The organism is Flavobacterium sp. HJSW_4, from assembly GCF_042436695.1.
GTDB lineage: Bacteria > Bacteroidota > Bacteroidia > Flavobacteriales > Flavobacteriaceae > Flavobacterium.
In genome coordinates this window covers 32,744-53,225 of record NZ_JBHNPP010000010.1, presented here as the reverse complement: position 1 = coordinate 53,225, position 20,482 = coordinate 32,744, and the positions used below count along the sequence as shown (strand labels likewise).

Annotated in this window: 13 protein-coding genes; 5 read left to right on the top strand and 8 right to left on the bottom strand. The window is 35.7% G+C overall.

All coding sequences use genetic code 11. The features are described from left to right. Positions 1 to 23: 23 nt before the first annotated feature. From ACE01P_RS11500 to ACE01P_RS11490, 3 genes are all read left to right on the top strand, one after another. The gene (locus ACE01P_RS11500) at positions 24 to 8,849 is read left to right on the top strand and encodes a gliding motility-associated C-terminal domain-containing protein (RefSeq protein WP_379697682.1); all 8,826 of its coding nucleotides are present in this window, start codon (positions 24 to 26) and stop codon (positions 8,847 to 8,849) included. A 138-nt stretch (positions 8,850 to 8,987) separates the two neighbouring features. Beyond that, the gene (locus ACE01P_RS11495) at positions 8,988 to 9,905 is read left to right on the top strand and encodes a type IX secretion system membrane protein PorP/SprF (protein WP_379697679.1); all 918 of its coding nucleotides are present in this window, start codon (positions 8,988 to 8,990) and stop codon (positions 9,903 to 9,905) included. 12 nt (positions 9,906 to 9,917) lie between these two features. Beyond that, entirely contained in the window at positions 9,918 to 11,864 is a 1,947-nt protein-coding gene (locus tag ACE01P_RS11490; RefSeq protein ID WP_379697676.1) for an OmpA family protein, read from the top strand. A 116-nt stretch (positions 11,865 to 11,980) separates the two neighbouring features. Here the strand turns inward: ACE01P_RS11490 and ACE01P_RS11485 are convergent, their stop codons facing one another. From ACE01P_RS11485 to pyrR, 7 genes are all read right to left on the bottom strand, one after another. After that, entirely contained in the window at positions 11,981 to 12,487 is a 507-nt protein-coding gene (locus ACE01P_RS11485; RefSeq protein ID WP_379697674.1) for a CAP domain-containing protein, read from the bottom strand. 185 nt (positions 12,488 to 12,672) lie between these two features. Then, positions 12,673 to 13,317, bottom strand: coding sequence for a pyridoxamine 5'-phosphate oxidase (pdxH, locus tag ACE01P_RS11480; protein ID WP_379697672.1), 645 nt, complete (start codon positions 13,315 to 13,317; stop codon positions 12,673 to 12,675). Positions 13,318 to 13,377: 60 nt separating this feature from the next. Next, on the bottom strand, positions 13,378 to 14,283 hold the full coding sequence (locus ACE01P_RS11475; RefSeq protein WP_379697669.1) for a ribonuclease Z: 906 nt from the start codon (positions 14,281 to 14,283) through the stop codon (positions 13,378 to 13,380). 93 nt (positions 14,284 to 14,376) lie between these two features. Continuing rightward, a complete protein-coding gene (locus ACE01P_RS11470) occupies positions 14,377 to 14,709 on the bottom strand; it encodes a ribonuclease Z (protein ID WP_379697666.1) in 333 nt (110 codons plus the stop codon). A 193-nt stretch (positions 14,710 to 14,902) separates the two neighbouring features. Then, entirely contained in the window at positions 14,903 to 15,829 is a 927-nt protein-coding gene (locus ACE01P_RS11465) for an aspartate carbamoyltransferase catalytic subunit (RefSeq protein ID WP_029273654.1), read from the bottom strand. A gap of 80 nt (positions 15,830 to 15,909) precedes the next feature. Further along, positions 15,910 to 16,551, bottom strand: coding sequence for a DUF6891 domain-containing protein (locus tag ACE01P_RS11460; RefSeq protein WP_379697661.1), 642 nt, complete (start codon positions 16,549 to 16,551; stop codon positions 15,910 to 15,912). Between the two features lie 80 nt (positions 16,552 to 16,631). Next, complete coding sequence (pyrR, locus tag ACE01P_RS11455; protein ID WP_144219125.1) at positions 16,632 to 17,171, bottom strand: bifunctional pyr operon transcriptional regulator/uracil phosphoribosyltransferase PyrR; 540 nt, start codon at positions 17,169 to 17,171, stop codon at positions 16,632 to 16,634. 201 nt (positions 17,172 to 17,372) lie between these two features. Here pyrR and ACE01P_RS11450 point away from each other — a divergent pair, with 201 nt between their 5' ends. Further along, the gene (locus ACE01P_RS11450; RefSeq protein WP_379697658.1) at positions 17,373 to 18,308 is read left to right on the top strand and encodes a hypothetical protein; all 936 of its coding nucleotides are present in this window, start codon (positions 17,373 to 17,375) and stop codon (positions 18,306 to 18,308) included. Positions 18,309 to 18,446: 138 nt separating this feature from the next. Then, positions 18,447 to 18,620: a hypothetical protein gene (locus ACE01P_RS11445; protein ID WP_186296638.1), complete on the top strand. Its 174-nt coding sequence runs from the start codon at positions 18,447 to 18,449 to the stop codon at positions 18,618 to 18,620. 46 nt (positions 18,621 to 18,666) lie between these two features. Here ACE01P_RS11445 and ACE01P_RS11440 read toward each other — a convergent pair whose 3' ends face one another. Beyond that, a complete protein-coding gene (locus ACE01P_RS11440; protein ID WP_379697655.1) occupies positions 18,667 to 20,286 on the bottom strand; it encodes an ABC-F family ATP-binding cassette domain-containing protein in 1,620 nt (539 codons plus the stop codon). Positions 20,287 to 20,482: the final 196 nt, after the last annotated feature.

Genomic DNA, 20,482 nt, shown 5'->3' with positions numbered 1-20,482 from the left:
AAGTTCCTCTAAAATGATTTAAAATGGAAAAACAATTACTTTTTTTAAACAATTTTTTACGAGATATAAAAAAGATACAATTTCTTGTATTATTTCTTCTGTCATCATCAATAGGCTTAGCGCAAACGATAACTACGAACAAAACAGTAACAGCTAATGCAACTAATTGCGGCGTTGTAAATGTAAAAGTAGATATTACGGGTGCAAATCCTATTACCCGAAATTCGGATGTAATTTTGGCGATTGATGTATCAGGTAGTATGGGTAATACTATTTCAGGAGATTTTAAAACCTCGATGGATTACGCTAAAGATGCTGCATTGGCATTTCTTAATCAAGCAAAGGCAAATCCTCAAAACCGAATTGCCATTGTTGCTTATAGTACTACTGCTACATTAAAAATAGGTTTAACTTATTTGAATGCTGCTGGTGTAACACAGATAACAAATCAAATCAATTCTTTACAGGCTACAGATTTAACGAATATCTATGCTGGTATTGTAAGATCTGAAACAGAATTGGAAGCCAATGGCCGTTTTGATTGTAGTACTGCAAGAGCAATAATTCTACTTACCGATGGGGTTACAAACCGAACTGGTACGAACGGAAATACAAGTTGTAGTGTCAGCAAAAATTCTCAATGCGTTACAGATGCTATAAATGCAGCTACAAACGCTAAGACTACTACAAAAAATAGCGTTGTATACAGCAATCAAGTTTTTTCTGTTGGACTATTTGGAGGTATCAGCGGAAATATAAACACAAACAACAGCGATCAAAACATTGCTAAATACACTTTGGATGGTATTCAAGGAAGTGCTGCTTATATTACACAAAGCGGAGCTAATCTTACTACTATTTACAATCAAATTGCTACTCAAATCTCATGGGTTGCTCAAAGTTTGGTTGCTAAAGAAACCATTATTCCTGGCTTTACTATTAGCGCAATTACTACAACCAAAGGTACTGCTTCATTAGCTGGACAAGTGATTACTTGGAATACTGATTTCTTAAACTCAGAAACCATTACTTTAAATTATCAATTGACTCCAACAGGATCTGCTTGTGGAAATCAAACGGTTAGCACATCTACTTTGAATTATCAAAATTCATCGTGTGCCAATGATTCGAAAGCAATAACCAGTCCGAGTTATTTTGTTCCGTGTGCTCCTGTAATTACAGGAACTCTGACAGCATGTGGCTCTACTACTTTGACGGCTACAACAAATGCCGCTTCACCAACATATGTTTGGTACAAAGATAATTCAGTAATACCAAATGAAACTTCATCTACTCTTGTAGCTACAGCGAGCGGAGTTTATAAAGTGAAAGTGAAAAATGGCTCTACTAATTGCGAATTAACTTCTGCTGATGTAACTGTTTCAATTAGCCCAGCGGCTGCACTTGTAGCACCTGCTAATGCAAGTATTTCCGGATGCAACACTGCAGCAATAACAGGACTACCATTTAGCACTGCAAGCGCCAATATAACTCTTGCCCAATTAAACACTGCTGGTGGATCAATCTCTAATAGTGGTGCAATTGGATCTTACACAATATCTTATTCTGATGTTGCAACTGGAACTTGCCCAACTGTAGTTACTCGTACTTTTAAAGTTACGACAAGTTGTGGAAGTGTAACTGCCGTGCAGACTATTTCAATTAACGATACTACTGCGCCTACTTGGACAACTGCAGCTAATGCTCTAAATACGACTTTACAATGTAGTGATACAGCAGGATTGGCAACAGCACAAAATCAAGCGCCTGTTGCTACTGATAATTGCAGCGGAACAGTGACTTACACCAAAACAAGTGGAACATTCACAGCAGGAAATTGTATAAACTCTGGAACTTACACCAACACTTGGACTGCTAAAGATGTCTGTAATAATACATCTAACGTTTTCACTCAAGTAATCACTATTCAAGACAATACTGCTCCTACTTGGACAACTGCAGCAAATGAATTGAATGTTACTCTTCAATGCAGCGATACGGCAGGATTGGCAACAGCTCAAAATCAAGCTCCTGTTGCTACTGACAATTGCGGAGGAACTGTAACTTATACAAAAGTGAGCGGTGCTTTCTCAGCAGGAAGCTGTGCCAATTCTGGAACTTACACCAATACTTGGACTGCTAAAGATGTCTGCAACAATACATCTAGCGTTTTCACTCAAGTAATCACTATTCAAGATAATACTGCTCCTACTTGGACAACTGCAGCAAACGAATTGAATGTTACTCTTCAATGCAGCGATACGGCAGGATTGACAGCAGCACAAAATCAGGCTCCAGTGGCTACAGATAATTGCGGAGGAACGGTGACTTACACAAAAGTGAGCGGTGCTTTCTCAGCAGGAAACTGTGCAAATTCTGGAACTTACACAAACACTTGGACTGCTAAAGATGTCTGCAATAATACATCTGCTGTTTTCACTCAAGTAATCACTATCGAAGATACTACTGCGCCAACTTGGACAACTCAAGCAAATGCATTGAATACAACTCTTCAATGCAGCGATGCGACAGGATTGACAGCAGCTCAAAATCAGGCTCCAGTAGCTACAGACAATTGCGGAGGAACTGTAACTTACACAAAAGTGAGCGGTGCTTTCTCAGCAGGAAACTGTGCAAACTCTGGAACTTACACCAATACTTGGACTGCTAAAGATGTCTGCAATAATACGTCTAGCCTTTTCACTCAAGTAATCACTATTCAAGACAATACTGTGCCAACTTGGACAACTGCAGCAAATGAATTGAACGTTACTCTTCAATGCAGCGATGCGTCAGGATTAACGGCAGCCCAAAATCAAGCCCCTGTTGCTAGTGACAATTGTGGTGGAACTGTAACTTATACAAAAGTGAGCGGAACTTTCACAGCAGGAAACTGTGCAAATTCTGGAACTTACACCAACACTTGGACTGCTAAAGATGTCTGCAACAACACTTCTTCTGTTTTCACTCAAGTGATCACTATTCAAGACAATACTGCGCCAACTTGGACAACTCAAGCAAATGCATTGAATACAACTTTGCAATGCAGCGATGCGGCAGGATTGGCAGCAGCTCAAAATCAAGCGCCTGTGGCTGCTGACAATTGCGGAGGAACAGTGACTTACACAAAAGTGAGCGGTGCTTTCGCAGCAGGAAACTGTGCAAATTCTGGAACTTACACCAACACTTGGACTGCTAAAGATGTCTGCAATAATACATCTAGCATTTTCACACAAGTGATCACTATTCAGGATAATACTTCACCAAACTGGACAACTACTGCAAATGAATTGAATGTTACTCTTCAATGCAGCGATGCAGCAGGATTGACAGCAGCTCAAAATCAAGCGCCTGTGGCTACAGATAATTGTGGCGGAACCGTAACTTACACAAAAGTGAGCGGTGCTTTCGCAGCAGGAAACTGTGCAAATTCTGGAACTTACACCAACACTTGGACTGCTAAAGATGTCTGCAATAATACATCTAGCATTTTCACACAAGTGATCACTATTCAGGATAATACTGCACCAAACTGGACAACTACTGCAAATGAATTGAATGTTACTCTTCAATGCAGCGATGCAGCAGGATTGACAGCAGCTCAAAATCAAGCGCCTGTGGCTACTGACAATTGCGGAGGAACGGTGACTTACACAAAAGTTAGCGGTACTTTCACAGCAGGAAACTGTGCGAATTCTGGAACTTACACCAACACTTGGACTGCTAAAGATGTCTGCAACAATACATCTGCTGTTTTCACGCAAGTGATCACTATTCAGGATAATACTGCTCCTACTTGGACAACTGCAGCAAATGAATTGAATGTTACTCTTCAATGCAGTGATGCGGCAGGATTGACAGCATCTCAAAATCAAGCACCTGTTGCTACTGACAATTGCGGAGGAACAGTAACTTATACAAAAGTGAGCGGTGCTTTCACAGCAGGAAACTGTGCAAATTCTGGAACTTACACCAACACTTGGACTGCTAAAGATGTCTGCAACAATACATCATCAGTTTTTACACAGGTAATCACTATCGAAGATACTACAGTACCAACTTGGACAACTCAAGCAGGCTCTCTAAATGTTACTTTACAATGTAGTGATACTGCAGGATTGACAGCTGCCCAAAATCAGGCTCCTGTTGCCAGTGACAACTGCGGAGGAACAGTGACTTATACAAAAACAAGCGGAATTTTTAGTGTTGGCACTTGTGCAAATTCTGGAACTTACACCAATACTTGGACTGCTAAAGACATCTGTAATAATGCATCTGCTGTTTTCACACAAGTGATCACTATTCAAGATACAAGCATTCCAACTTGGACAACTCAAGCAGGTTCTTTAAATCGTACAGTTGAATGCAGCGACCAACAAGCTATAGCTTCAGCTCAGGCTTTATTTCCAACTGCTTCTGGAGCTTGCGATATTGATTTAACAAACATCACTAAGGTAAGCGGACAGTTTGTTGCTTCTCAAGGATGCGCAAACGCTGGAACATATACCAATACTTGGACTGTAAAAGATGATTGCGGTAACACTTCTGAAACTTTTACACAAGTAATTACAATTCAAGATACTACTGCTCCTACTTGGACAACAGCTCCAACAGCTATAAATGTAACTGTAGAATGTAATGACGCTTCAGGACTTGCAAATGCTCAAGCGATGTTCCCAACGGCTTCTGATTTATGTGATACTGATGTTTCTAACATCACTAAAGTTAGTGGACAGTTTGTTGCTTCTGAAAACTGTGCAAATGCAGGAACATACACTAATACTTGGACAGTAAAAGATGATTGTGGAAATACTTCTAATACTTTCGCTCAAATAATAACAATTCAAGATACTACTGCTCCTACTTGGACAACAGCTCAAACAGCTTTAAATGTAACTGTAGAATGCAGTGACGCAACAGGATTAGCGAATGCTCAAGCAATGTTCCCAACTGCTTCTGATTTATGTGATGCTGATGTTTCTAACATCACAAAAGTAAGCGGACAGTTTGTTCCTTCTCAAGGATGCGGAAATTCTGGCACATACACTAATACTTGGACAGTAAAAGATGATTGTGGAAATACTTCTAATACTTTCACTCAAATAATTACAATTCAAGATACTACTGCACCAACTTGGAATACTGTTGCTGGAACTTTAAATGTAACTTTAGAATGTAGCAATACTGAAGGACTTGCAGCAGCTCAAGCTCAGTTTCCAACAGCTTCAGATTTATGTGATGCTGATGTTTCTAACATCACTAAAGTAAGTGGACAGTTTGTAGCTTCTGAAAGCTGTGCAAATGCAGGAACTTATACCAATACTTGGACAGTAAAAGATGATTGTGGCAATACATCTGCAACTTTCACTCAAGTGATCACCATTCAAGACACTACTGCTCCAATGTTTACTGGCAATCTTCCTTCAGATATTGAAGTATCTTGCGATGCAGTTCCTGAGCCAGCAGAAATGCATGTTTCAGATAATTGTAATGAAGATATACCAATTGTATATTCAGAAACAAAATCAGGTATTGAAAATGATTGTCCTTCTAATTATACTTTGACTCGCACTTGGAAAATTAGTGACTGTGGAGATAATATCACAACTCATGTTCAAGTTATCACTGTAAGAGATAAAACAGCTCCAACTGGAACAGCTCCTCAAAGTGTAACCGTAGCTACTATTGATGCAATACCAGTAGGAAATCCATCAGATATTACAGATGAAGCCGATAATTGCAGCCCAACTGTAAATGTTACTGTTGCTGACACAAACAATGGAGGAAATGGTTGTGATGGAACACCATATATCTTAACCAGAACTTACACTTTAACTGACTGTTCAGGAAACAAAACAGAATTGGTTCAAACCTTTACAGTTGAAAGCAAAGTTACCGTTAGCGGAGTTCCAACAAACACAAGCTGTTTTGGAGGTACAGATGGTAGCATTGCTGTAACAAGTAGTCCTGGTTCAACTGTAGTAATTACAAATGAAAATAATAAAGTTGTAGGAAATACTAATTTGCCAGCAGGAACTTATACATTAACTGCAACTGCACCAGTAAACGGCGAAAATCAAGTTTGTACTGCAACTGCAACAGTTGTGATTACACAACCTACTTATACAGTAAAAATTTCTGGACAAATTATCAATATAGATACTAACACTCCAATCCCAAATGTACCTGTTACTTTAATTCCTCAAGGAACAACTCCAGGGCCAATACAAATGGTTATCACAGGTGCAGACGGAATGTACAGTTTCTCTGGAATGCCTGCAGGAGATTATTTAGTGCAAGTACAAGATGCTAATTTAAATAGTGCTTACCAATTATACCCAGTTGATTCTAGCTTGTTCTTTACAACTCTAGAAGATTGTAAAATCCAAACTCATAATTTCGAATATGGAACTTCAAAACTTCCTGTTCTTGGAGATTACGTTTGGTACGATACCAATAGTAACGGAATTCAAGATGAATGGTATGATGCCAATAATGATGGAGTTATAACTAAAAACATTCCAGATTCAAATGGAGCCGTTGATTACAGCTTATGGGAATGGATAGATCTTAATGGAGACGGAAGCTATACTGGCCCTCTAAATGTTGGAGAATTAAATGCCGGTGGTTTCGGAAATGCACTTAGTCCGAATGTAATTGTTGATGGTCCAAATGGATATCATAAAGAAGTTATTATAGGAATTGCAGGATTCTGGAGAGACCGTCCAGAAAGCGAAAATCCATATGGAGAATACACTGTAAAATTAGTTCGAGATGCAAATTTCGACACAATGGCTGCTAACTTAGGATTTACTGGCTTAGTGAAAGTTATTCCTTCAATGTCTGGAAAAAACATAACTGGAAAAACAAATAAAACGCAATTACATACCGTTTGTAAAACAACAACAGATAGCGGATATGTCGTAAATGTGACTCCAGAAGATTTGGTTCATTTAGATCTTGATTTCGGTGTAAGCTGTAAAGAATACAAAGATATTGTTGCTAATGATGACGCTGCAGGTCCAATTGCAGGAGTAAATCACACTACAACTAATGTTTTAAATGTATTAACAAATGACACCTTAGAAGGAAATCCGATAACTGCATCTGAAGTAATTATAACAACAGTAACACCAAATGAATTTTTACAATTAAATAGTGATGGATCTGTTGATGTATTGCCAAATGCTCCAATTGGGACTTTAACAATGGTATATCAAATCTGTGAAGCCGATCAGGCAGACAACTGCGATACTGCAACTGTTACTGTTACAATCGAAGCTCCTGTAATGACCGTTACTGCAAACTCAATATGCGTAAATGATGTTCCTTACATCGATTATGTGGTAACTCCTGTAAACTTTACTCCTGTAAATGGCGTAACAATTGCTTGGGCTGACAGTAACAACAATGTCGTAACAACAATGGAGAATCAGCCATTAAGTGGTCGTGTATTATGGCCAGGAGCAGTTGTAGACGAACAAGGAAAAGGAATTGACTGGCCAGGCTGGATTTTTGAAAACAACAGATGGGTTGAAGGAGCGGATGGATTTGAAAAATTACGTCCAACCACTAATGTAACTTTCACTGTTAATCCGAGTCAGACTATTACAATTAATTATCCACCGGCAGATCCTTATTGTACTGCAAGACCAACATTTGCAATAGTTGCTAATGATGATAATCCTGCACCGATAATAGGAGGTCCAACACAAACTACGGTAGGGAACGTTTTAACAAACGATACATTAAATGGTACTCCAGTAAATATAAATGATGTAACATTAACTACAACTGTACCTGATCCTACAGGATCAATAACAGTTAATACTGACGGAACTATAAGTGTTGCAGCAAATACACCAGGCGGCACTTATACATTGACTTACCAAATTTGCGAAAAGGCTGATTTTGGCAACTGTGATACTGCGATAGTGACTGTTATAGTGATTTCTCCTATAGTAGCAAATGATGATACCTTCAGTAATATTGGATGTAACTCTTTCGGAATAGTAGGTAATCTATTAAGCAATGACTTAATAGGAAGAACTCCTATAACAATAGATTTAGTAAACTTCACCCTTATTGCAGAAGGAAACAATACCAAAACAGATCCAAATATTACTGTTGATGGTTCTGGAAATCTAAATGTATCTAGCTTGACACCAGCGGGAACTTATACTTACAGCTATACAATCTGTGACAAATTAAATGCTGAAAATTGTGATTCTGCAACGGTTACAATTATAGTGATTCCAAAAGGTGTTGTAGAAGTTAGAGGCTCAGCATGTAACGATGATTCAACATTGGTTAACTTAAGTAGCCTGCTTCCTGAAGGAAGTCCTTTAACAGGAGTTTGGTTAGATAGAAACAATACCAATGCTCTTCAGGGAGGCATTCTTAATCCGTTTGGTTTAGCATTAGGCAATTACGCTTTTGAATATGTGATAGCCGATGAAAGATGTCCAAGAAGTGTAGTTTTAAACATGGAAATCAATGATGATTGTAAAGTCTTAGCTTGTGGTAATGTGTTAGTTCATAATGCTTTCTCTCCAAATGGTGATAACATAAACGATTTCTTCAAAATTGACAATATTGATGAAACAACTTGTTATCCAGGAAATACTGTCGAAATATATAATCGCTGGGGAGTTTTAGTTTTTGAAACTACAAATTACAACAATACAACAAATGCTTTTGATGGAACTTCAAGAGGAAGAACCACTGTTAAGCAATCTGATGGACTACCAACTGGAACTTATTTTTACATTATTACCTATAAATCTCTAGATGGAAACAACAATGTTCAAGATCACAAATTAAACGGGTATTTATATCTATCAAAATAACAATTAAAAAATACGCTGTAAAAGCTCTTTTACAGCGTATTTAAAAAAGTTGATTTTTTGACTAATCGCGATTAAGAACACATTGAAATTCAATGTTATAAAAAGTCAATAGTAATTATTAAATTAATAAAATCTACTATGAGAACAAAATTATTTTTCTTCGTCATTCTGTTAGTTACATGTTCAGGGTATTCACAGCAAGATGCACAGTATACACAGTATATGTATAACACAATAAATATAAATCCTGCCTATGCAGGTTCTCGTGGAGCATTTAGTGTTTTTGGCCTTTATCGTACCCAATGGGTAGGACTTGATGGAGCACCAGAAACAAGCAGTTTCTCAATCAATACACCAATAAACAATAGCAGACTTGGTGTAGGAGCCTCAATAGTTAGTGACAAAATTGGTCCAACAAATGAAAACAACATCTCAGCCGACGTGTCTTACACCATTCAGACATCGGCAGATTTTAAACTTTCATTTGGTATCAAAGGAACAGCAAATATTTTCAATTTAGATGTAAGCAAATTAAATCCTGGAGATCAAGGCGATCCTCAATTTCAGGATTTAAATAACAAATTTACTCCAAATGTTGGTGCCGGAGTTTACTGGCATTCTGATAAGGCATATATTGGTTTATCTGTTCCTAATTTTATTGAAACAAATCGTTATGACAATAATGATGTTGCAATTTATAAAGACAAAATCAATTACTACTTAATTGGAGGTTATGTATTTGATCTTGATAAATATCAATATATAAAATTTAAACCCGCTATTTTAACCAAAATGGTTCAAGGAGCACCACTGCAAGTAGATTTATCAGCCAATTTTATGTTCTACGATAAATTTATGATTGGTGCGGCCTATAGATGGAGCGCTTCTTTAAGCGCAATGGTTGGATTTCAAATCACAGACGGACTTTATTTAGGTTACGGTTATGATAGAGAAACCACCAAATTAAACAATTATAATTCAGGTTCACACGAAATTTTCCTGCGCTATGAATTCTTCTCAAACAGAGGCAAAATGACAACTCCTCGTTTCTTCTAAAAATAAGGTATCATGAAAAACTATACACTACTTTTCGTTACAATTATAGGCGCTTTTTCATTTAGCTGTTATGCTCAGCAGTCAAAGATAAATTCTGCAGACAAAAAATATGACAACTATGCCTATGTAGATGCAATTAAAATTTATGAAAAAGTTGCGAATAAAGGCTACAAATCTGAAGACATGTTTAAAAAACTGGGAAATGCCTATTATTTCAATTCAGATTTTGAAAATGCAGCAAAATGGTACGGTGAATTATTTGCAATGAACCCAACAAATGTTGAACCAGAGTACTATTTTAAATATGCACAATCTTTAAAATCAACTGGAGATACAGCTAAGGCAAATAAACTTTTGGAAGAATTTAATGCTGTCTCAAAAAATGATAATAGAGGTAAACTTTATAAAGATGATGTAAACTATTTGGACCAGATAAAAGCAAATTCTGGGAGGTACCAGATAGAAAACGCGGGTATAAATAGTAGGTACTCCGACTACGGATCATTTGTTTACAATAACAAAGTTTATTTTGCATCTGCGAGAGATACCGGAAATTTCACGCAACGCAAACACAAATGGACAGGAGAATATTTTACTAATATTTATGATGCTGATTTAGATCCCGCAACTGGCACCGCATCAAAAGTAAATAAATTTAAATCGGCCATTAACACCAAATTTCATGAGGCTTCTCCTGTTTTCACAAAAGACGGAAAAACAGTTTATTTTACAAGAAACAATTACATCGACGGAAAAAAAGGTAAAGACGAAAGCAAAGTCACTTTAATCAAGCTTTACAAAGCTGAGCTAGGAAAAGATAATAAATGGACGAATATTGCTGAGCTTCCTTTCAATAGCAATAATTACAGCACGGCGCACCCAGCCCTTAGTCCAGATGAAAAAACATTGTATTTTGCCTCTGATATGCCTGGCTCTCTTGGAGAATCTGATTTGTATAAAGTGAGCATAAATCCAAACGGTGGTTATGGTCCGCCTGAAAATCTCGGAAATACAATTAACACAGAAGGAAAAGAAACGTATCCGTACCTAACTTCTGAAAACGAGATTTATTTTGCTTCTGATGGGCATCCAGGTTTAGGAGGTTTGGACGTTTTTGTGGCCAATATTGATAATAATGGAAAAATAAGCAATATTCAAAATGTGGGAGCTGATGTCAATTCTCCAAAAGATGATTTCGCTTATATCATTGATCCAGAAACAAGAAGAGGTTTTTTCTCTTCCAATAAAGATGGCGGACAAGGTTCTGATGACATCTATAGATTTCTAGAAACAAGAAGACTAAAATGCATCCAAGAACTTTACGGCACAATAACAGATGCTGAAACAGGAGTTACACTTCCAGGAGCAAAAGTCACTTTATATGATGATCAGATGAATCTTAAAAATTCTGCCATTGCAGATGCCTCTGGTTTATACACTTTTGATGTAGAATGCGGAAAAACATATTATGTAAGAGCTGAAAAACCAGAATATACAACCAGAGAACTAAGTGTCACTATTGAAAAAGCAAGCGGCAAAACCAGTCTTCCTATTGCATTGGAAAAAGCGACTTGCAAGGTTACTGTGGGTGATGATTTAGGAAAATGTTTCGGAATCAAAATGATTTACTTTGATTTAGATAAATCTAATATTAGAACTGAAGCAGCTCTTGATTTAGAAAAAATACTAGTGGTTTTGAACGATTATCCAACTATGAAACTTGATATCCGTTCACACACAGACAGTAGAGCTTCTAATCAATACAATGAAGCTTTATCTGATCGTAGAGCAAAATCGACTGTTCAATGGTTGATTAAAAACGGAATCGCTCCAAACCGCTTGACCGGAAAAGGCTATGGCGAAACAGAGCTTGTAAACAAATGCTCAGACGGAGTTCCATGTACTGAGGCAGAACATCAAGCCAATAGACGAAGCGAATTTATTATTACCGCTTTATAACCCAAAATAGATTAACAAAAAAAGGCTGCCTATATGGCAGCTTTTTTAATTTAAAAAGTCGTTGCAATTCTATGAATTACAACGACTTTTAAAAAACCAACCTGTTCAATATTCTTTTATAACTTAACAAAAATGTTAGTGTAATATTTTTTTCCTGTTGCAGCATCTGTTGTTACAGATAATCCGAAATGGGTAAAATCGCCAACTATATTTTCTTTGTGACCTGGACTATCAAGCCAAGCTCTTACAGCTGCCTCTGGAGTTTTGTAATTGTAGGCAACATTTTCCCCCACTTTTTTTGCTCCTAATACGCTAGTCATATTATTAGATCTGGCAACAAAATCGTTATGATCTACAACATTATTCTGAATCATGTATTTATTATGCTCTTCACATTTATAAGAAATGTGATTTACTCTTTCTAAAGTATTTAAACCAATACTCACACGGTATTCGTTTATCAACTTCATTGTCTCTATTTCGGTATCGTTGTAGGAGTAGTTTGCAACAAGTGCTTGTGTTGGACTAGTGGTATCCAAGCTTGCTTCAGCGGTATCAGCAGAACATGCGTTCATTGCGACTAAAATCGCAATGAACAACATGGTGCGCATAATCTTTTTCATAATCATCAGCATTTAGCGGGTTTAAAGTAAATGTTGGGGCAAATCCTTTAAATTTATTTTTGAATTAAATTTAGTTTGTTTTTGTCTATACCAAACATATTCAATTCACCGTTAAAGTGCAAAATTAATCGACGAAATACACGTATTTTTATTTTTACTATATAAATTTCCTACGTAAAACACTTTTAAGAAGACAGTCTTTCTATCTTCCAAGAAAAATCTGACTGACTTGTATATCGAATTCTATCGTGAAGTCTATTTGGTCTTCCTTGCCAAAATTCAACTTGTAACGGAGTCACAATATAACCTCCCCAATTTTCGGGTCTAGGAATTGATTTTCCTTCAAATTCAGTTTCCAGTTTTTTTAAGTTTTCTTCTAAAAAAGTTCGTGACGGAATCACTTCACTCTGATGCGAAACTATAGCGCCTAGCTTACTGCCATCAGGACGTGAATCAAAATAATTATCAGAAATAATTTCAGATGTTTTCTGCGCGATTCCTTTTATAATAACCTGACGTTCCATTTCTTGCCAGAAAAAAGACAGACAAATATTCGGATTTGCTTCAATAGCTTTTCCTTTTTCAGAATTATAATTGGTATAAAATATAAATCCTTCTTCCGAAAATTTCTTCAATAAAACCACACGAGATTTTGGAAAACCATCCAATCCAATTGTCGAAACCGTCATGGCATTCACCTCCCCGCTTCCGCCAAAATCCTCAACCTCATGAAACCATCGGTTAAAAAGATTAATCGGATCTTCCGGAATATTAGTTTCTAATAATTCACTTTTCTCGTAAGACTTTCTATAATTGCTTAAATCGTTCATGATTTATTATTTTAGATTGCTAATTTTAGATTTCTCTAAATCCAACTCATAATTTATAACTTATAACTCAAAACTAAGACCGTCATCTCCCAAAAGAACATTTGGAAAAACTTCTTCCGCTTCTTTCTTAAATGGCTCTATTCCATCGTAACGTGTTGAATAATGACCTAAAATTAATTGTTTTACGTTTGCTTTTAAAGCAATTTTCGCTGCTTCTTTTGCAGTTGAATGCAACGTTTTTTCAGCTAATCTTGCTTCCGATTCTAAAAACGTTGATTCGTGGTATAAAACATCTGTATTCTGAATAATCGGAATTATCGCTTCGTTATAAACCGTATCAGAGCAGAAAGCATAACTCTTTGTTGGCGGCGGATCAAAAGTCAGTTTTTCATTTTCAACCACAGTTCCATCATCAAGCGTAATATCGCTTCCGTTTTTGATTTTCTGATAATAAGCCACATGAATATCATAACGCTGAACTGCTTCAACATCTAATTTTCTTTCATCTGGTTTTTCTTGAAAAAGAAATCCGTTTGTGTAAACGCGATGTTTTAACGGAATCGTTTTTACAATAACCTTTTTATCTTCAAAGATAACTTCGCTTTCTTTCGATTCTAATTCGTGGAAAAACAAAGAATACGTTGTCCAAGATTCCGTCAATTTTAATTGAAGCAGAATCAGTTCTTTAATTCCTTTAGGACCGTAAATATGTAAATCTGTAGTTCTTCCTAAAAGTGAAAAAGTTGAAATAGTTCCAATCAATCCATACAAATGATCTCCGTGAAGATGTGAGATAAAAATGTGATTGATCTTCGAGAATTTAATCTTGTTTTTACGAAGCTGTACCTGAGTTCCTTCGCCACAGTCAATTAAAAACAATCTGTTCTTAATCTCTAAAACCTGCGAAGTCGGATTAGTAAGCGTTCTGGGAGTTGCGGCATAACAGCCAAGTATAGTTAATTTCATTATTAATTTTAGATTTTAGATCGCAGATTTTAGATTACAAATATTTTAGATTCAGCATTCAAAAATCTAAAATCTAAAATCAGAAATCTAAAATCAAAAACCTAGGTCTCTTTCGATTTCTTCCATTTCGATAATATCGTGTGCTTCCAAAAGAGAAGGAACTACCGCCAATTTATCTGAAATAGCATTAAAATCAAGATCTGTTGCTACTATAACAAACGATTTTTTTGCTTTTTTCTGAACTTTAGAAAGCGGTAAAAAAGCTTTTAAATCATTTTCTGAAACATTAGAATCTGAAGATAAATCGATTATAATATTTTGTTTTTCAAAGGTTTTAATTTGTTGCGTTACTTTTTCCAAGAAAGCATTTACATCTCCTTGTGTATCTTTAATAGTAACGGTATGTCCTTTTTGATCTACTTTCATTTTTTAATTTATGGGGCTTATAAAAATTGATTTTCTGAGAGCTAAGGTACGAAGTTTTTTTATAGTTTTCAGTCGCAGTCACAGTATTCAGTTTTTTACTATGACTGTAAACTGTCTGCTTAAAAGGGTTTTCAGTCTTTGTTTTTAAGTTTTCAATAACTGAAAACCGTGACTGTGACTGAACACTTAAAGCCTACTGAATCTTAGATGCCAAAAGATAAATAACCGCCATTCTAATTGCTACACCATTCTCAACCTGATTCAAAATCACAGAATGATCAGAGTCAGCAACTTCAGAAGTAATCTCTACTCCTCTATTTATTGGTCCCGGGTGCATGATTACGATTTCTTTTCCAAGAGAATCCAAAAGCGGTTTATCAACTCCGTATTGCTGTGCGTACTCACGTGTTGATGGGAAGAAATTCACATCCATACGTTCGTTTTGTACTCGAAGCATATTCGCGACATCACACCATTCTAGAGCTTTACGTAAATTCGGTTCAACCGTAACTCCAAGAGATTCAATATATCTCGGAATTAGCGTTTTTGGCCCACAAACTTTTACTTCAGCACCTTGCATTTGCAAAGCATATATGTTTGATAAAGCTACTCTCGAATGCAGAATATCACCCACAATCACCACTTTTTTTCCAGCCACATCGCCCAATTTTTCTCTGATCGAATAACTGTCCAATAAAGCTTGCGTTGGGTGTTCGTGCGCGCCGTCACCTGCATTTACGATACTCGCTTTGACATTTTTAGATAAAAAATAAGCCGCTCCGGGATTGGAGTGGCGCATTACAACCATATCAACTTTCATCGAAAGGATATTATTTACAGTATCAATCAAGGTCTCTCCTTTTTTAACCGATGATTGAGCTGCAGAAAAACTGATAACATCAGCAGATAAACGTTTCTGCGCTAATTCGAAAGAGAGTTTGGTTCTGGTACTGTTTTCGAAGAAAATATTGGCAATGGTAATATCTCGTAATGAAGGAACTTTTTTAATTGGCCTATTAATGACTTCTTTAAAATGATCTGCCGTTTCAAAAATCAGGTTAATATCATTCTCGTTGATATATTTGATTCCTAATAAATGATTTACGCTTAATTCTTTCATTTTTCTTTCTTTAATATTATTTGTCAAATTCTGAATGACGAAATAGTCGGCATTCAATGCTTCTTTAAAGAGCTGCTACTCTATTGGATCATTCTGTCTATAACTTCACTGTAATCTTGCAAATCTCTTCCGTCTTCATCATAAATCTGCTGCCATCTGAAACCCGGAATTTCAATTTTCCTTTTAGCAGATCCGTCCCAGTTGATTTTAAATCCATTATTCTTAAGAACTTCAGCTACTTTGTTACCCACTTTTACAGTAGTTTCTTCATCTGAATTATCTACTTTCTGAAAAGCGATAAACAAACTCGGTTCCTCTTGAATTACAGCTCTAGCCAAATCTTGTTCGTGATAAAAGCAATAACCGTCAGATTCGACTCCGTTATTTCTAAGATCTCTTTCAACCTCAACCACTTCGTATTCGCCGTCGCTTGTTGTATATCCAGCATTATGAAGCGCAATGATATTCTGATCGCATAAATCATCAAACGCATTTATAAGCTTTTCAGTATCTGTTGGGCTTTCCCAATTTTTACTTTCTTCTAATAACTTTTGGTATTCTTCGTCGATTTTTTCAAAAGCCCAAGCTTCAGAAATTTCATCTTCAAATTCGTTGTCTTCGATCTCTTCCATGATGTTATCCTTGATATCATCAATAGAAAGAAACCCCATTCTAACCTGATTAAAAATTGACTCGTAAATAAACTCTTCGTTCTCTGTCATTCTTTATTGTTTAATCATTTAATTAATTAATCGTTTATGTCGTTTTCCCGATTAAACAATTAACCGGTTAACCGATTAAACTAATTTGTCACTAAGTGAACTACGTCTTCGCCGTCGTTTTCTTTCCAGCTTACAATCACTTTTTCGCCATTAATAGCATCTACCTGACGACCACGATAATCAGGCTGAATTGGCAAATGACGGCTGAAACGTCTGTCGATTAAAACCAACAATTCAATTTCTGAAGGTCTTCCAAAAGATTGAATAGCAGTTAATGCAGAACGAATGCTTCGGCCTGTAAACAAAACGTCATCAATAAAAATGACTTTTTTGTCTTCAACTATAAAATTGATTTGAGTTTTGTTGGCTTCAAGTGGTTTTTCTGTACGACGAAAATCATCTCTAAAAAAAGTAATATCCAAATAACCCAAAGAAATTTCAGGAACTTGGTATTCGTTTTCTAATATTTGTTTTAAACGTTCAGCTAAAAAAACGCCTCTTGGCTGAATTCCCACTAAAATAGTATTTGAAAAATCAAGATGTTTTTCGATTAACTGACAAGCCAAACGGTGAAGTATGATAGTAACTTCTTTTGAATTAAGTAATACTTTCTGGCTCATAATTAATTGTAATGATTGATCGGGCAAATATACGGAATCTGATTTTATTTGTTGGGGTGTTGAGCGGAGAAATGTTTTCTTGATTACATTAATAATTGAATTTGATTTTATAAGATTATTGCTATTATTTTAGATTAAAAATATAAATTAGCATTTCTAGAATAAAACTTACAATATTACATCACTTCTTACTAAAATTTCATGGACGTTTTAAATTCCTTTTTTAGCAACATCAAAGACAAACTTACTAATCCATTCTTCGGAACTTTAATAATAGTTCTATTAATACATCATTGGCAATTATGGTATGCTATTTTTAATTTTGATAATGATTGCACATTAAATGACAAAATTGCTTTTATAAAAAATTATACTGCAACGGATTTAACATCTTGGTGTGTTTTATCCGATGTGTTGCATGCAATATTTTTTATGTTGTTAGGCTATTTAATAATTATAGCAACTAGAAGTTTAGTTTTATATATTGAATTTGGACTCATGCCGTCTATTACTGGTAAAATTGTAAATAAAGATGTCGTGAGAAAAAGTGAATACGATGATGTAGTTAAAGAACGTGAGCAATATTTTGATCAATATGAAGAACAAAGAAAAAATGTTAGACTTTTTTCTAAAACAATTGATGAACAAACTGAACAAATAAAATCAAAAGATAGCGATTTACTAAAACAAAGTGAAACTATCAGTACTTCAATAAAAGATCTAGATTACACCAAGAAAAAATTAACCAAAGAACAAGACGAAAAAGTAAAGCTATCAGATGAGATTAAACAATTAAATAATTCTCTAGATCAACTAGAGAAAGACTTTGATGTAAAGGTAAGACAAGTCCAAATTTTCAATAATTTATTTGATGGAGAAAATACAGCTTTTTATTACGCCCCTGAAAATTTCCCTCCAACAGTTATTAATAAAGTTCGAGAACTTAAAAGTGAAGGAAAATGGCAAACTTTTCTATCGCTAGCACGTTTTTTCTACAATGGTGGATCAATAGGGGGCGAAGCTTTATCTGAAATGATTGATAAAGGAATAGCATTTGAAAGAGGTAGTCGTCAAGATTTTACTCCAATTGGAGAAATAATTTGGAGATATCATGATATTTTTGAAGATTATAATTGAGAATTAAGTGGATTTATTAAAATAGCTATCCATAGTAAACATTCGAACTCCAAATCCTAAAACATTTCCAAAAAATTCTATAACACATTTTCCTGATTCTTGAAGTAATTTTAATAATGAATTTAAAAACTCAAAATCATGCAAAATAAAATACTTAGATTGTTAATGGTATTCGTAATACTGTTTTCATTTACAAGCTGTGAATTAGTTGGAGACATTTTTAAAGCCGGAATGGGATTCGGGATTTTTATCGTAATTTTTATTATTGCGATTATTATCTGGATCTTTGCTAAAATGTTCGGTAAAAAATAAGACATAAAAAAATCCCCGTTATCTTCATAACGGGGATTTTTGTTTATTAAAGATTGTACATCTTTTTTCTTTGTTCCTGAATCTTTTCATCATCAAGATATTCGTCAAATGTCATGTAACGGTCGATAACTCCGTTTGGTGTCAATTCTACAATTCGGTTACCAACAGTTTGAGCAAACTCGTGGTCATGTGTTGTGAAAATCACAGAACCTTTAAAGTTTTTCAATGAGTTATTGAAAGCTGTAATAGACTCCAAATCTAAGTGATTTGTTGGCTCATCAAGCATTAAAACGTTAGCGCGCTCCATCATCATTCTAGAAAGCATACAACGCACTTTTTCTCCTCCTGATAAAACTCTAGATGTTTTTAAAGCTTCTTCTCCAGAGAAAATCATTTTTCCTAAGAAACCTCTAATGAAAACCTCATCACGCTCTTCTTCCGTTTTAGCGTACTGACGTAACCAGTCTACTAAACTTAAATCATTTTCGAAGTAATCGTGGTTTTCAGCTGGCAAGTAAGCTTGGTTGGTTGTAATTCCCCAATCAAAGTTTCCTGTATCTGCTTTTTGTTCGTTATTTAAAATTTCGTAGAAAGCAGTTGTTGCACGAGAATCTTTAGAGAAAAGAACGATTTTATCGCCTTTTGCCATATTCAAGTTAATATCCTTAAATAAAACTTCCCCATCTACAGAAGCAGATAAGTTTTCTACGTTTAAGATTTGATCTCCAGCTTCACGATCCTGATCGAAGATAATCGCAGGGTAACGACGGCTTGAAGGTTTGATTTCAGAAATATTCAATTTCGAAATCATTTTTTTACGAGAAGTTGCTTGTTTCGATTTCGCCACGTTTGCACTAAAACGACGAATAAATTCTTCCAACTCTTGTTTCTTCTCTTCTGCTTTTTTGTTTTGCTGCGCACGTTGTTTTGCCGCTAATTGGCTAGACTCGTACCAGAATGTATAGTTTCCTGAGTAGTGATTGATTTTTCCGAAATCAATATCAGAAATATGTGTACAAACCGCATCTAAAAAGTGACGGTCGTGAGATACAACGATTACAGTGTTTTCGTAGTTTGCTAAGAAGTTTTCTAACCAAGCGATTGTCTCGAAATCCAAATCGTTGGTAGGCTCATCCATAATCAATACATCAGGATTTCCGAAAAGTGCCTGCGCCAAAAGCACACGTACTTTCATTTTTCCTTCCATATCACTCATTAAAGTGTAATGATCTGCTTCTGTGATTCCTAAGTTAGACAACATCGCAGCAGCGTCAGAATCGGCGTTCCATCCGTTCATTTCTTCAAATTGAACTTGCAATTCTCCAATTCTATCAGCGTTTTTGTCGTTGTAGTCTAAATAAAGTTCATCCATTTCTTTTTTAACAGCGTACAAAACTTTATTTCCCATCAAAACCGTTTCCAAAACCGTATGCTCATCGAACAAGTTGTGATTTTGAGTTAAAACCGACATACGTTTTCCCGGTTCTAAGTGAATATGTCCAGAAGTTGGATCCATATCACCTGAAATGATTTTAAGAAATGTAGATTTCCCAGCACCATTGGCTCCAATAACGCCGTAAATGTTTCCGTGAGTGAAAGTTGTATTTACTTCGTCAAACAAAATTCGTTTGCCAAATTGAACTGATAAATTATTGACTGTTAACATGAATGTCTTTTTAATTAATTTGGTGCAAAAGTACGGAAAAAGGTTCAGAGTTGCAAAGGTGTAAAGGTGCTAAGTTTTTTTTCTTTGAAGAAGTATTTTCTCGCAATCCCGATAGCTATCGGGAGCGAAGACGCAAAGTTTTGTTTTGCCACACGCACTATCACACAATCTTGTCATTTCGACGAAGGAGAAATCT

Coding starts and splice junctions, on each gene's coding strand:
- ACE01P_RS11490 (WP_379697676.1), top strand. CDS start 9,918: ATGAAAAACTATACACTACTTTTCGTTACAATTATAGGCGCTTTTTCA.
- ACE01P_RS11475 (WP_379697669.1), bottom strand. CDS start 14,283: ATGAAATTAACTATACTTGGCTGTTATGCCGCAACTCCCAGAACGCTT.
- ACE01P_RS11485 (WP_379697674.1), bottom strand. CDS start 12,487: ATGAAAAAGATTATGCGCACCATGTTGTTCATTGCGATTTTAGTCGCA.
- ACE01P_RS11445 (WP_186296638.1), top strand. CDS start 18,447: ATGCAAAATAAAATACTTAGATTGTTAATGGTATTCGTAATACTGTTT.
- ACE01P_RS11460 (WP_379697661.1), bottom strand. CDS start 16,551: ATGACAGAGAACGAAGAGTTTATTTACGAGTCAATTTTTAATCAGGTT.
- ACE01P_RS11470 (WP_379697666.1), bottom strand. CDS start 14,709: ATGAAAGTAGATCAAAAAGGACATACCGTTACTATTAAAGATACACAA.
- ACE01P_RS11440 (WP_379697655.1), bottom strand. CDS start 20,286: ATGTTAACAGTCAATAATTTATCAGTTCAATTTGGCAAACGAATTTTG.
- ACE01P_RS11500 (WP_379697682.1), top strand. CDS start 24: ATGGAAAAACAATTACTTTTTTTAAACAATTTTTTACGAGATATAAAA.
- pyrR (WP_144219125.1), bottom strand. CDS start 17,171: ATGAGCCAGAAAGTATTACTTAATTCAAAAGAAGTTACTATCATACTT.
- pdxH (WP_379697672.1), bottom strand. CDS start 13,317: ATGAACGATTTAAGCAATTATAGAAAGTCTTACGAGAAAAGTGAATTA.
- ACE01P_RS11465 (WP_029273654.1), bottom strand. CDS start 15,829: ATGAAAGAATTAAGCGTAAATCATTTATTAGGAATCAAATATATCAAC.
- ACE01P_RS11450 (WP_379697658.1), top strand. CDS start 17,373: ATGGACGTTTTAAATTCCTTTTTTAGCAACATCAAAGACAAACTTACT.
- ACE01P_RS11495 (WP_379697679.1), top strand. CDS start 8,988: ATGAGAACAAAATTATTTTTCTTCGTCATTCTGTTAGTTACATGTTCA.